The sequence below is a fragment of the Microcoleus sp. PH2017_05_CCC_O_A genome (assembly GCF_020738785.1).
Classification (GTDB): Bacteria; Cyanobacteriota; Cyanobacteriia; order Cyanobacteriales; family Microcoleaceae; genus Microcoleus.
The window spans coordinates 1-13,473 of record NZ_JAEQCB010000134.1 but is presented as its reverse complement, the minus strand read 5'-3'; the positions used below and the strand labels follow the sequence as shown (position 1 = coordinate 13,473).

Genomic DNA, 13,473 nt, shown 5'->3' with positions numbered 1-13,473 from the left:
TCAGCTATCTGAGGGCTAAAGCCCAACAATATATCTCAGCTATCTGAGGGCTAAAGCCCAACAATATATCTCAGCTATCTGAGGGCTAAAGCCCAACAACATACCTCAGCTATCTGAGGGCTAAAGCCCAACAACATACCTCTAGCAATAAGTCTTATTTAGATTAACAAAATTACGGCTGCTGTTGCTAGCAATAACAGGATTCCGGCCGCACCTGCGAGGGGTTTTGCTGCTATTCCTGTAATCCATTCCGGTACTTTGTTGGTTTGATTAATTAGTCCTTCTGTATCTACGGTAGTTATACCCCAAATCCATCCGGCGTGGAGTCCGATCGCCAATCCTAAGCTACCATTGTCGGTGATGCGGGCTAAAATTAAAACCAGACCCATCAGCCACAATCCAGGTAGTTGCGGTATAGTTTCTTTTGCTGCCCAAATTAGGTGGGCGATCGCAAAAATCAAACTGGCGATCGCACCTGCGGTTAGTATTGAGTAATCTTGCTGGAGTAGATTTTGCAAACAGCCGCGAAAGATTAACTCTTCTGTCGCGCTAATCCACAGGGCTAATAACAGAGTCACGAGAGTTGAAGGCTTCAGAATTGAAGCCGGAAAATGAATGATTGTTTCGCCTGTTTCGGTTTGAACTTTGGTGTTTTGTAGTTCCAGCCAACCAGCGGTTAATTGCACGCCGAACAAAATGGTTAAGCTGACTACTGCTAATGTTAATCCCAGCAGCGAGGATATGAAAGTTGCGGGTTGCCAATCCCAACCCCAGTCAGCCAAAGATGCGCCTTCGATCCAAGTTGTCGCCCACAAAATTAAGGGGACAATTAAGTAGAGGGAAGCTAGTAAAGGCAGTTTTTTGTTGCCTAAGGGTTGGGGCGGATGCCATTTGAGGGCGATCGCCAGTATAATTGCTACGGGCAGCCACAAACAAGCCCAAGTTGAGAAAAAAACAATTACTTTGACAATTGCCGGTATTGATGGCGACACCAGTCGCAGGTTATTCAGGCTGTTCCACATTTAAGCGATTGTCTCACAAATAGAAGAGAGTGCAGCGATTTATGGGTAATAGGACTTACGCTGTTAAACCAGGTTTCTGCCGAATATGTTTGGTTTGGCGATCGGATATTGACTAATAAAATCATGTTAGCTAGAACCACACAATAAAATAGGTTTGTAGTGAGGACTTTAGTCCGCATCCATTACGCTTGACTAAAGTCCTCACTACAAACTTTTTTTAAGTCATTTACCGGAAATGCTATAATGTCAAACCCGGTTTTATCGGCATTATACCCGTGCGATCGTTGGAAGATGCACAATTAATCGAATTAGAGATTAATTGTTAATTTATCTTCACCTTAGTGGTCTTAAAGCATTATTCCTCGGCATTATCGGTTTCGTCTTCCTCGCTTGAGCTCGGATTCCGATCCTGACTGCGATCGCCATCTACCTGGATCAGGTGAATGTGCTTGTAACCCAACTTAATTTCAAACCGATCTCCGGGTGTTAATCCCATCGATTCAGTGTAAGCCGTACCGAGTACAATTTGACCGTTTTTGTGGACGCTGGCGCGATAAGCTGCTTCTCTACCCCGACCATCTTTTTTGCGTTCTGAACTTAAGGGAATCCCCTTGGCGGCGAGTACAGCATTGTAAAAACCGCTGAGATTAACGCGGGTGCGATCGTTTTTTGTTGTAGAGTAGTAGCCGCAGTGTTTTGCGGTTTCTCGTTTGGGCAAGTGAGCGAGTTCTTTGAGTTTTTGAAGCAGGGCTTTTCCTGTAAGTGGATCTGTGGCAGTTTCAATCATTATGTTGAGAAGCGATCGGGGAATACCTGCGATTTGCAAATAAGCTTTTGTGCCGATTTGTAGCATTATCAAAAATATATACTTAAATTTATGCGTTTTACTAAAAATATTTTTCAGCAAAACTCTAAAAAAATAAAACCTTTGATAATTAAGCCTTCCAGCTTGTGATTTATAGCTGCTTCCATCGGAGTTTTTTCTTCAAAGGCGATCGATCCGGCGCTGAATTTGTCTCAGGGACTGGTACATTTCGGGTAAGCGGTTGTACACAGCAGCGGCTTTGAGAAAGAGTTTGTGGGGAATTGCTGGAACCCCAGTCACGATCGCACCTGCGGGCACGTCGCTGTGAATTCCGGCTTTGGCTGTGGCGATCGCGCCATCTCCAATTTTAGCTTGATTGGCTATTCCTACTTGACCTGCCAAAATTACATTATTGCCAATTATTACTCCGCCCGCTAAGCCGACGTGGGCGGCAAAAGCGCAATTTTTCCCGATTTGACAGCCGTGACCTACGTGTACTAAATTGTCGATTTTGGTATTCTGGCCGATGCGGGTTTCTCCGACGGCGGGCCTGTCGATCGTGCTGTTGCAACCCACCTCAACGCCCTCTTCCAATACCGTGCAGCCAGACTGCTCCATTTTCACCCATCCTGAGGCTGTCGGCACAAACCCAAAACCTTCGCTCCCGATCGCCGCACCGCTGTGAATGACGCAATTTGCCCCGATGCGAGCACGTTCGTGAATCACACAGTTAGCGTGTAGAACTGTATTTTCGCCAATTACCGCATCTGGGTAAATTACGACATTTGGATGAATGCAAACGTTATTGCCGATTTTGACTTTTGCTTGAATCACGCTGTGGGGGCCGATACTGACATTTTCACCGATTTCAGCTTCGGGGTGAACTGTAGCGGAGGGATGTATTTCGGATGCTGGGCGAAATGGTTGGTAAAAAAGGCCGATGGTTTGAGCAAATAGCAATCGGGGATCTGCTGCGGAAATCCAAGCAATGTTGCGATCGCTGCATTGAGCTTGCAAGCCTTCATCTAAGGGTAAAATTAAGGCTGAAGCGTTTGTAGTGGCTGCATGAGCGGCAAATTTAGCTCCTTCTATGTAACTGATCGTACCCGATGTGGCTTCATCGACTGGGGCGGTGCCTGTAATTTCTCGATCGTCCGCGCTGGAGGCATTTAGGCTGTGACTGTTGGCTAAATTCAGTTTTTCTACTAAGTCGCTAAACTGCATAAATAAAAATTTGCTGTTAACACCGATTCCTCAAGCTCAAAATCATATCATGTTCGATTGTTTGTAGTCAGGACTTTAGTCCTCAGTTTTTATTCTTTAAAATTATGAGGACTGAAGTCCTCACGAAGAACCTGGAAAGGACTGAAGTCCTCACGAAGAACCTGGAAACGAAGAACCTGGAAAGGACTGAAGTCCTCACGAAGAACCTGTTCGATCGCCCACCCATGAGTTTAGCAGCGCCCATGCAAAAGGGAGCCGATGTTTTCTGCTCCCACTCACTCTCAAAAAGCTGTAAACTATTCAGTTATTTTTGGCAACTATTGTACAGAAGAGGCTTCTACATCTACGGTGCGGGGTGTCCCTTCTGAATAGGTGTCGGTTGGTTCTGAGGCTGAGGCTGTCTGTGTTTGGCGGGATTTAAAATAGTCGATCGCCATTTGGGACACTTCGGAAATCAGCAATACTGCGATCGCCACATCGTCAATTTGTCCGACTACGGGGAGGAAATCCGGCGCAATGTCGATCGGGCTTACCAGATATGCCAGTGTTCCCAGAATAATCCACCAGCGGTACTTGGGGTTGCGGAGCGTCTCGCGGTACCAGGTATAAATCGATTGTATAGAAAAGCTCATGGGGTTGTCCTCTCGTTATATTTTCAATCTTGACAAATTCTCCCTCGAAATGCTTGTGGAGATATCCCCCCTAGGGTTGGGAAGAGAATTCTACTCAGGGACATTTGGAATTGGGTACGGGCGATGTGCTTCACGTGTCCGAAGGCCAAGCCGGGACACTTCCAAGCGTCGGTATAGTTGGGATCGAGTTGCAGCACTTGCAAGGGAAAGCGCGATCGCCTGCTCAAAATCCCGATCGTGCAGCTACTTGACTCCTTGCTCGAATGGCGCCTCGATCTCTTCCATAATTTGCCAATTCTCCCTCTCTAAAATATAGACAACTAAAGATTTTGCCTAAATTTTGTACTTTTACGCGATCGTGACTTGCACACAATTTATCAGTTCAATTTATTGGCCTCCCTCAATCTTAAATTAGTCTGATTTCCTCCTCATATTTTCAATAATCAAAATGTTCGTGCAAGAACCTTTCTTTAGTATAAAATAACACCTGTTATTTTTGTTTTGGGATGTGGGCGATCGGTTGATTGCTAATATTTCGATCGTCGAAACTCAAAATATCTTGTCTTAGGATCTGCCATATTTGAACAAATAAAACGGTTCACTAAGGAACAGTTTTTTGGTATAAGTTGACACCTACTTTTTTTGAACTTCGCGATGCGGTCGATCGCCCGAATTACTGACATTTTTCGGGTTAAAACTCAGTCAAAATACACATTCATCCTGTAACTTCTTTCCCACAATCCTTGCATTCATTGGATTTCAGGCTGACATCAATCTCGGTATGGGTTTGAAAATCCGATTTTTACAGCTACTATTCTCACCGATCGCCCTACGGTCAGCCTAAGTACAAATAAATAAAATTAGTATCAGAAAATACCCGTAGTCCGAGTTTGGACAGGGCGTTAAGTTCGATCGAAAAAAGGGTAGTTTTCACCCGTCTTGAAACACCCATTTTTGGTCGCCGATCGCAATTTCGCAACCATTTGCCAACCAAAAAGGCTCATTAGCAGCCAGCCTCTGCCCTCCGACAAAAGTGCCGTTGGAACTGCCGCTATCGACAAGTTGATATCGCTGTTTGCCAACTTCGTCAGTGGCGCGGCGGATTTGGGCGTGGTAGCGGGAACTTTGCGGATCTTGCAAAACTAAACTGTTGGTAGGTTCGCGCCCAATTGTAAAAGGATTGGCCGTTAAACCGATCGCCTGTCCAGAAAACTTGTAGATTAAATATGCAGTATTTTTGCGATCGCTGCTGGCGAGTACCGTCGGTGCAAGTGAAGGTGAATTTCTCGCGGGTGGGAGACTATTTTGAGCGAGTTGTTCTGTCAGTTGTTGCAAATCGCGATCGAATGATGCTGCTGTTTCAGAAGCTGGAAGACTCGCCGGAGAATGACCTGAAATTAAGTTTAACTGCTGGACGGGAGCTTGAGGTGCGATCGGGCGGCCAGCTTCAGCAATTCTCATTTGCAGGGCGGCCGAATTTTCTGCTTCCTGTCGCGCACTCATTCCCTCAACTTGGCGAATCACTCCGTTGGTTTCGGGGAAGCTGACATCGCCAATTCGCACGTCTTCTAAATTAAAACCTAGGGGATAAAAGTCTTGGACGCGATCGAGCAAATTTTGGCGCAGCAACAGCCGACCTTGGGTGATAAGCTGTTGTAAAGAAAATTGCCCGATCGCTAATCCCATACAATCTTTAACTGCACTTGCTAAAGCCGCGATCGGATCGGACAATTCCAAAGCTACCCGTTTCGGATCTATAACTTGATAAATAACCGTCAAAGTCGCATCAATTAAAAATCTATCCTTAGACAAAAAATCTCCGTGGGACTGCACGTCCAAGTTGCGAAGTTTGGTATCTACGAGGACAATTTGACACTGTTCCAGTAGGGGAAGGGCGAAGCTGAAATGGCGCCCGGATTTCAGGGTACGCACGGCGCGGCCGTTTTTGACCAACAAACCTGTGCAACCCGCCCCTATGAAGTCCATGCTAAACCCGGCCCAGCGTTCTGGAGTCACGGTTTGAATCAGGGGAGAGGCGTTGTTCATGGGATGCGTTGAGGGAGGAATGATTCTACTTTTAGGGTAACAAATTGCTGGCGGTCGATCGGGCGATCGGTGTGCCTGTTCGGCAACTTCTATACTGTACGCCTCCACGAGTCCCCATTCAGCACGAACAGCAAGGAGCCTCTCACCTACCCGAAGGGAGGTGATGAGAGGAATTGCGAGGCAAAAATGAGACACCCTTTGACCATATCAATCCGCAAAAATGACCGGGAGAAGGGTAGTTGAGTTTTTGCCAATTTCTGTGTTCGGCAGTTGGTCAACCCAGTCCTCCACTATTTGGGTTACTGTTTTATCTTTACTTACTGCATACGCCCTTAATTTATTCAATCGACGTTCGGACATCCGCACATTTAATCTTGTAGTTTTCATATTTTTGTCTACCCATTGTTATCACGTCTATGCTATCATATCTATAACAGGAGGTAAATAACAGGTGAAAACGGCATACCAATACAAGCTACGTCCAACAAAACAGCAAGCGCAAGAAATAGACCGATGGTTGTCTATGTGTTGCGCTCAATATAATTATTTGCTGGCAGATAGATTTAATTGGTATGAGCAAAATCGTTGTCCAATCAATGCCTGTCCACTTGTTTGTCATCTCCCGGAGCTGCGAGATTACCCCGAATATTTTGGGCAAAAAAGAACACTCCCTAAGTTGAAAGAGACGCATCCTCATTACAAAGATGTTTATTCCGATGTTTTGCAGGATGTTGTCAAGCGAGTGAAAACAACTTTTGACCGATTTGTAAAGGGGGATAGCAACGGAAAACGTAGCGGAAAACCAAGATTTAAAGCTCGTAGTAGATACAGAACTTTCTTATACCCAAGAATTAAACCTGATTGTATTGCCAATGGTAGAATTTCTTTGCCCAAATTAGGTCAAATTAAAGTTATTTTGCATCGACCGCTACCGGATGATTTTAAAATTAAAACCGCATCTATCACGAAAAAAGCTGACGGTTACTATGTAACTCTAAGCTTGGAAGATTCAACCGTTCCCGAAATCAAGCCTGATATAAATCCAAGGTCAATGACTGGGATTGATGTTGGTCTAAAGGAGTTTTTGACAACTTCTGAAGGTGAAACTGTTGCTATTCCCCAACACTACCGAAAATCACAGAAACGTTTAAAAGTTATTCAAAAACGTGTCTCTCGTCGTAAAAAAGGTAGTAATCGCAGACAAAAAGCAGTAAAACAACTAGGCAAACAACATAAAAAAGTTGCAGACAAACGCAAAGATTTTCATTTCAAAACGGCGAACAACTTATTGGAAAAATATGATGTTGTTGCAGTTGAAGATTTGAATGTTAAGGGACTTGCGCGTACCCGGTTAGCAAAGTCTGTACTTGATGCTGGATGGTCAAGCTTTCTGTCGATACTGATAAACAAAGCCGAGAAAGCTGGTTTATTGGTGATCCCGGTTCAAGCGTCTGGTACGAGTCAAGATTGTTCTAATTGTGGTGTGAAAGTTCCTAAAAAACTGTATCAACGCTGGCACGACTGCCCCCATTGTGGATGTAGTCTAGACCGTGACCATAATGCAGCGATAAATATAAAGAACAGAGCGGTGGGGCATCCCGTTCTTAAAGCCAAGAGTCTCCTAAGCGATAGCCGGATTGTCTTGGAAGCCTACACTGTACTCTAAGAGTCAGTGTAGGAGTATGTCACCACGTACTGGATCTAGTTTGCATCTAATATCAATTCCGGTTGCACCGTCAGGTGATGTTGACGGTTAACAGTTAACTGTTAACGGTTTAAACAATACCGATACAACCGGAAACTATATTAAATGGGTTCTATCAAAATAATTATTCTCACGTACTTACTTACTTGATTGCTAATTGCTAATTTATAATCATCTGGTGTCCCATCAGGTGTTGCTTAATCAGGGTATGAAAAAAATAAGTTGAAAATTCCCAAGCTTTGTCGATACTGGTTTCTCTGACTGGCATATTTAGCCTTTCATACCGTCAATCAGCAACGCCTCCCATCAATTACCCGCAATCAATAAGGTTCGATCGGGGTAATTGTCTTCGGACACCATCTCCAAGCAGCACATTACACACAAAGAAGCACAAATATGATGAATTATTTCAAGCCTTTGTTAATTTTTACAGCCTTTGCAGCGGTTCTGGGTTTGGGAAAAAGTGGGGCGCTAGCTGCGGTTTGGATTATCTCTGAAACTCAGTTAAGTTTGCCACTTCACAGGGTGCAAATAGCAGCAAAGAGCGATCGCAATTTTAAGACTTCAAAAGGTACATTAAAACCAGGTAGTGTCCTATCTGTCGATCCAGATGAAGTTAGGGGCCTACCAAAAGCTGAGGCGCGGCGACGTTTCATCCTGAATAAGATATATCGCCTTCAGGAAGGCACTGCCGCTGACGATTTATTCATCGTTGATGAGAAAGCAAATAAATGGGCAGTAGAGAATGTCTCTGACGCTACAATGGGCGCTACTACTCGCGGTGTCGCCGAGATAGTCTCCGGTAAAGGCAAAGTCTGGGCGCTGATCCAGAAGTTCTAAAAAAAACGCCACTTTTTAGGGCGGCGTTCTTTTTAATTAAGCATTAAAAATGGCATAATTTCCATTTTTGATTCTTAATTTTCTAACAGTCGTAGTACAAAGCAAACTCGTAAGGGTGAGGACGTAACCGCATCGGGTTGACTTCGTTGTCGAGTTTGTAAGAAATCCAGGTTTGGATGAAATCTTCGGTAAAGACGCCTGTTTCTGTTAAGAAAGCGTGGTCTTTTTCTAAAGCTTCTAACGCGCCTTCCAAGGAACCGGGAGTAGAAGGAACTTTGGCTAATTCTTCCGGGGAAAGGTCATAGATATCTACGTCCAAAGGTTCGCCCGGATCGATTTGATTTTTGATGCCGTCTAAGCCTGCACACAGCATGGCTGCAAAGGCTAAATAGGGGTTGGATGTCGCGTCGGGACAGCGGAATTCTAAGCGCTTGGCTTTCGGGTTGTTCCCGGAAAGGGGAATTCGCACTGATGCCGATCGATTTCCTTGAGAATAAGCTAAGTTTACTGGCGCTTCAAAGCCGGGAACTAACCGCTTGTAGGAGTTGGTCGTCGGGTTGGTGATTGCCAAAAGTGCCGGGGCGTGCTTGAGAATGCCGCCGATGTAATGCAGTCCCATTTGACTGAAACCTGCATATTGATCGCCTGCAAATAGCGGTTGGCCGTCTTTCCAAATCGACTGGTGAACGTGCATCCCGGAACCGTTGTCGTTAAACAGCGGTTTGGGCATGAAGGTGATGGTTTTGCCGTATTTTTTGCCGACGTTTTTGATGACGTATTTGTATGTCAGCAAGTAGTCTGCGGCTTGGACTAATGTGGCAAACCGGAAACCGAGTTCGCACTGCCCGCCGGTGGCGACTTCGTGGTGGTGCTTTTCGATTGGTACGCCGCATTTGGCCATTGTCAGCAGCATTTCCGTTCTCATGTCTTGAGAGGTATCGGTTGGTGCTACTGGGAAATAACCTTCTTTGTAACGCGGTTTGTAGCCGAGGTTGCCGCCTGCTTCTTCTTTGCCGGAATTCCAGCGACCTTCGACGGAATCTACGTAATAATACCCGGAATTTTGGGTTTGGTCGAAGCGAACGTCGTCAAAAATGAAGAATTCTGCTTCTGGGCCGAAGAATGCTGTATCGCCGAGACCGGTGGTCAGCAGGTAGTCTATGGCTTTTTGGGCGATCGTCCGGGGACAGCGGCTGTACGGTTCGCCGGTGCGGGGTTCTTTGATGCTGCAAATGAAGCTGATGGTGGGTTCTGCCATGAACGGGTCCATCCACGCGGTGGTAGGATCGATGACCATTGTCATGTCTGATTCGTTGATGGCTTTCCAGCCCCGAATGCTGGAACCGTCGAAGGGTACGCCGTCGGTGAAGGCGGTTTCGTCGATTTGGTCGTGGTACAGGGAAAGGTGTTGCCAGATCCCCGGCATATCGATGAATTTCAGATCGACGATCTGGATCTTATTTTCTTTTATGTAGTTGAGGGCTTCTTGGGGTGTCTGGAACATGACTTACTCCTGATATTGGTTTTGTTGCGGGCGATCCTGCAACGAGTGCTTCGCTAACGGCAGATTTCAGAATGTTTGCGCGATCGTATGCCTTGAGTACCCACAGTTTTGTAACAATAGATACAAAATATTAAAGTGGGTCTAGTGGGGCAGGACAATTTGTGATGATTGCCTTGTCTGTGTTTCGGCTGTTGATATCAGGCAAACGGCTGAACTTGGCGGTCATTTGCCGGGGAGGGACTACCCTGTGTGCAAATCCTATCTCAAATCTTAATCAAAGGCCGATTTGTAGTAGTCTACAATAGGCGGTCTATCTCAGATAGCAAAGTATTGATAAAGATTTTTGGGAGAGAAACTTATGCGCGATGCCGTGACGAGTCTGATTGAAAATTATGATGTTGCTGGTAGGTATTTAGACCGAGATGGTATCGATCGGTTGAAATCTTATTTTGCAACTGGCACAGCACGGGTACAAGCAGCAGCAGCGATTAACAGCAATGCTGCGGCTATTGTCAAGCAAGCTGGTATTCAGCTATTTGCAGAACAGCCCGAACTGATTCGTCCCGGTGGTAATGCCTACACAACTCGTCGCTACGCGGCTTGTCTGCGAGATATGGACTACTACTTGCGCTACGCTACTTACGCCTTGGTGGCTGGAAGTACCGATGTGCTCGACGAGCGCGTGCTCCAAGGTTTGCGAGAAACTTACAATTCTCTGAGCGTTCCCATCGGCCCGACGGTAATGGGGATTAGCATTATGAAGGAGATGGTTAAGGCTCAGGTTGAATCTGCCGGCTTGTCTGTCGGGCCTTTTCTAGAACAGCCTTTTGATTACATGATTCGCGAATTGAGCGAACAAGATATTTAAGTCAAGCAAGCTGGTTTTTTTAGCAGCAAATTGCTTTTGTGGCTTGCACGTAGCAGGCTCTCGATCGCTTTTTTGGCATCACAGCAGAAAAGCGATCTTTTTTACGGATTATACCATTTTCGATTGGGGCTTAAAGAATAGACAATGACTTACTGCCTAAGGGTTTGGAGTTGGCTCTTCATTTGTATTCTTGTTGGAAATTGGTATTAAAAATCGCCGACATATCCCCAGACGAGGCATTTGTCGAGGGAATTTTTCGTGTGGTGGCGGTTGATTTGGTCGGTGCTGATTGCTTCTACTTCGCCGTTGGGGTAAAGAATGTGGATTAGGTTGCCGCTGACGAAGGCCAGAGGATTTTCTTGACAAATGTCAGAATTTCTGATCGGAAAGTTCGTTTTTTTCATGTCCATCGCCCTGATTGTGTTTGTAGCGCATTCCCCTGTATTTACATAATCTTTGATTTGCGACATTTTTTATGTGATTCTACGAATGTCGATGTGTGATAAAACTACAGGCTCATAGCGATCTCAGTCACATCATGTGGGGTAGGAGCGATCGGCGATCGAGCTTCAAAATACTATACAAATGCTGATGTGAGGGCATCGCCCTCGGAAAACCCAAATAATTATAAAAAATCCGCAGTCGGGTTTTTGCGTAAGTGCTAATCTGATACAGTCCTTAACCCTATCCGTACAGATTAAACATCTTGGCTAAACAACGAATAGACACTTTATTGGTAGACCTGGATTTATGTACCTCCCGACAACAAGCTCAAGCCTTGATTCGGACTGGCCAAGTCTCGATCGACCAACAGGTAATTGACAAACCGGGCACTGAGGTTGACATTGCAGCCAATATTTTGATTAAACAGCGATCGCGCTACGTTTCCAGAGGCGGCGACAAATTAGCCAAAGCTTTAGAAATATTTGCAATTCCCGTCGCGGGCAGAATCTGTCTCGACGGCGGCATTTCCACAGGCGGTTTTACCGACTGCTTGCTGCAAGCCGGTGCGGCACTGGTATACGGGATCGATGTTGGCTACGGTCAAGCTGATTGGCGCTTACGCAACGATCCGAGGGTAATTTTGAAAGAACGCACCAATTTGCGCTACATGACTGCTGCGGAGCTTTACGGCGACTCACCGCGAGCAGATTTGGCGGTAGTAGATGTGTCGTTTATTTCGCTGGATAAGGTTTTACCGGCGCTGTGGGAATTGTTGGCACCACCGCGAGAAGCGGTATTGTTGGTAAAGCCGCAATTTGAGGTGGGGCGCGATCGCGTCGGGAAAAAAGGCGTAGTCAGAGACTCGGCAACTCAAGCCGATGCGATTTTTCAAGTGTGGAAGGCAGCTACAGCTTTAGGATGGCAGGAAAGAGGCTTAACGTGGTCGCCTTTACTTGGCCCGGCCGGTAATATCGAGTATCTTCTATGGTTGGGGATCGATCGCGAACAGGAACCAGACCAAAGTGCGATCCTCTTCGAGGGCTGCGCTAACGAAGAGGGTGTTGTGAAGGAACGGATCGCACAAGTCGCAAAAGCGGCCGCGCAGGAACTTGTCAAGTGATTTTAGATTTTAGATTTTAGATTGACTGCAAAATGTCAAACTAATCAATTTTAAGACTCAAATGTGGAGAGCCAGATTTATCTAAAATTTTAAATTGTTTTGTCAATCAGACTCCTAAACTTTCACAAGAGTGAATAATTCCATGCAGCCATTAAAACAAGTCGGTTCGATTTTCTTGTACGTCCTAGGTGGCATAGGTTATCTGGCGATTGCAGCTACTATTGTAGGCGTGTCAATTCTCATCAAGTTCGCAGCTCTGCTACTGGCAGATAAATTATTATATACAATTCTGATTATCGGTGATTTGTTGAGGGGCATCGAAATTATTGAACTGTTAAATATATTGGTATTTGCTTTTATCGGCATGGGATTTGGCATCGCGACAAAACTGCTACATCCTAAATACAGTCGCCAAATTAGTGCGGCTTTGTTGATACCTATAGTTCCCATAGTTTTCATGAGTACGCCAGCCATCAGATATAATTCTTGGCTGGACAAAGTAGCGGAATCGGATAAGTTAGCGCCGGCGGAAACTGCAACATTAACCAACTCATTTTTGAACCGAAAGGTAGGAGTGGAAGGTTTTCTCGGTTATTATGTATATACAGGTCAGTTTCCGGTGATTCCCACAAAACAATCTGAGATGAAAGACCTCGACAGCTTTGAAAAAAAGGTTAATTCGAGATTTGTGCAGTTAACTGGTGTTGCTCCGACGATTGTTTCTTGGTCAATGCGGGTTTGTTTTTGGCTGATTAGAATATTCTACTTTTGTATTGCGGTAATTGCGACGATTGTTCATTTTAGGGAAGGTGTGAGAATCGCGGGACGATAAGAATACAAGCTGTGGGGTGCTTATCTAATTTTCAGGTACGTAGTTGCGCTTCAGCGCTCTGGGAGCAGGTACGTAGTTGCGCTTCAGCGCTCTGGGAGCAGGTACGTAGTTGCGCTTCAGCGCTCTAGGAGCAGGTACGTAGTTGCGCTTCAGCGCTCTGGGAGCAGGTACGTAGTTGCGCTTCAGCGCTCTGGGAGCATCTCATTTGTTGTGCAAAAACCATTTTTTCGAGAGGTACGTAGTTGCGCTTCAGCGCTCTAGGAGCATCTCATTTGTTGTGCAAAAACCATTTTTTCGAGAGGTATGTAGTTGCGCTTCAGCGCTCTGGGAGTATCTCATTTGTTGTGCAAAAACCATTTTTTCGAGAGGTATGTAGTTGCGCTTCAGCGCTCTGGGAGCATCTCATTTGTTGTGCAAAAACCATTTTTTCG

At 45.5% G+C, this 13,473-nt stretch carries 12 protein-coding genes; 5 read left to right on the top strand and 7 right to left on the bottom strand.

Annotation, left to right across the window (positions count from 1 at the left end; translation table 11 throughout):
* Positions 1–158: 158 nt before the first annotated feature.
* The 5 genes from JGK20_RS25600 to JGK20_RS25580 all read right to left on the bottom strand — a co-directional run bounded on the left by JGK20_RS25600 (position 159) and on the right by JGK20_RS25580 (position 5,924).
* Positions 159–1,022 carry a CPBP family intramembrane glutamic endopeptidase gene (locus JGK20_RS25600; protein WP_293185230.1) on the bottom strand — a complete coding sequence of 288 codons (864 nt, stop codon included), beginning with the start codon at positions 1,020–1,022 and terminating at the stop codon, positions 159–161.
* A gap of 355 nt (positions 1,023–1,377) precedes the next feature.
* Positions 1,378–1,809, bottom strand: a complete 432-nt coding sequence (locus JGK20_RS25595; protein ID WP_293185253.1) for an AbrB family transcriptional regulator — start codon at positions 1,807–1,809, stop codon at positions 1,378–1,380.
* 198 nt (positions 1,810–2,007) lie between these two features.
* Complete coding sequence (lpxD, locus tag JGK20_RS25590) at positions 2,008–3,051, bottom strand: UDP-3-O-(3-hydroxymyristoyl)glucosamine N-acyltransferase (RefSeq protein ID WP_293197632.1); 1,044 nt, start codon at positions 3,049–3,051, stop codon at positions 2,008–2,010.
* Between the two features lie 317 nt (positions 3,052–3,368).
* Entirely contained in the window at positions 3,369–3,683 is a 315-nt protein-coding gene (locus JGK20_RS25585) for a YkvA family protein (RefSeq protein WP_293185232.1), read from the bottom strand.
* Positions 3,684–4,613: 930 nt separating this feature from the next.
* Positions 4,614–5,924 (bottom strand): SPFH domain-containing protein, encoded by a 1,311-nt coding sequence (locus JGK20_RS25580; protein WP_293201007.1) that lies wholly within the window; start codon positions 5,922–5,924, stop codon positions 4,614–4,616.
* Between the two features lie 256 nt (positions 5,925–6,180).
* On the opposite strand from JGK20_RS25580, the gene JGK20_RS25575 reads away from it, so the two are divergent.
* Together JGK20_RS25575 and JGK20_RS25570 are read left to right on the top strand one after the other, a co-directional pair.
* Entirely contained in the window at positions 6,181–7,395 is a 1,215-nt protein-coding gene (locus tag JGK20_RS25575) for a transposase (protein ID WP_293185234.1), read from the top strand.
* Between the two features lie 435 nt (positions 7,396–7,830).
* A complete protein-coding gene (locus JGK20_RS25570; RefSeq protein WP_293185236.1) occupies positions 7,831–8,274 on the top strand; it encodes a hypothetical protein in 444 nt (147 codons plus the stop codon).
* Between the two features lie 82 nt (positions 8,275–8,356).
* On the opposite strand, the gene glnA is transcribed toward JGK20_RS25570, so the two are convergent.
* Positions 8,357–9,778 carry a type I glutamate--ammonia ligase gene (gene glnA, locus JGK20_RS25565; RefSeq protein ID WP_293185237.1) on the bottom strand — a complete coding sequence of 474 codons (1,422 nt, stop codon included), beginning with the start codon at positions 9,776–9,778 and terminating at the stop codon, positions 8,357–8,359.
* A 358-nt stretch (positions 9,779–10,136) separates the two neighbouring features.
* Between glnA and apcB the strand changes: the two genes are divergently transcribed.
* Positions 10,137–10,646 (top strand): allophycocyanin subunit beta, encoded by a 510-nt coding sequence (apcB, locus tag JGK20_RS25560; RefSeq protein ID WP_293143500.1) that lies wholly within the window; start codon positions 10,137–10,139, stop codon positions 10,644–10,646.
* Positions 10,647–10,852: 206 nt separating this feature from the next.
* On the opposite strand, the gene JGK20_RS25555 is transcribed toward apcB, so the two are convergent.
* Positions 10,853–11,050, bottom strand: coding sequence for a hypothetical protein (locus JGK20_RS25555; RefSeq protein WP_293185239.1), 198 nt, complete (start codon positions 11,048–11,050; stop codon positions 10,853–10,855).
* A gap of 302 nt (positions 11,051–11,352) precedes the next feature.
* Between JGK20_RS25555 and JGK20_RS25550 the strand changes: the two genes are divergently transcribed.
* Both JGK20_RS25550 and JGK20_RS25545 read left to right on the top strand, forming a co-directional pair.
* Positions 11,353–12,210 carry a TlyA family RNA methyltransferase gene (locus JGK20_RS25550; protein WP_293185241.1) on the top strand — a complete coding sequence of 286 codons (858 nt, stop codon included), beginning with the start codon at positions 11,353–11,355 and terminating at the stop codon, positions 12,208–12,210.
* Between the two features lie 142 nt (positions 12,211–12,352).
* Positions 12,353–13,042 carry a hypothetical protein gene (locus tag JGK20_RS25545; protein WP_293185242.1) on the top strand — a complete coding sequence of 230 codons (690 nt, stop codon included), beginning with the start codon at positions 12,353–12,355 and terminating at the stop codon, positions 13,040–13,042.
* The last annotated feature ends 431 nt before the right edge of the window (positions 13,043–13,473 follow it).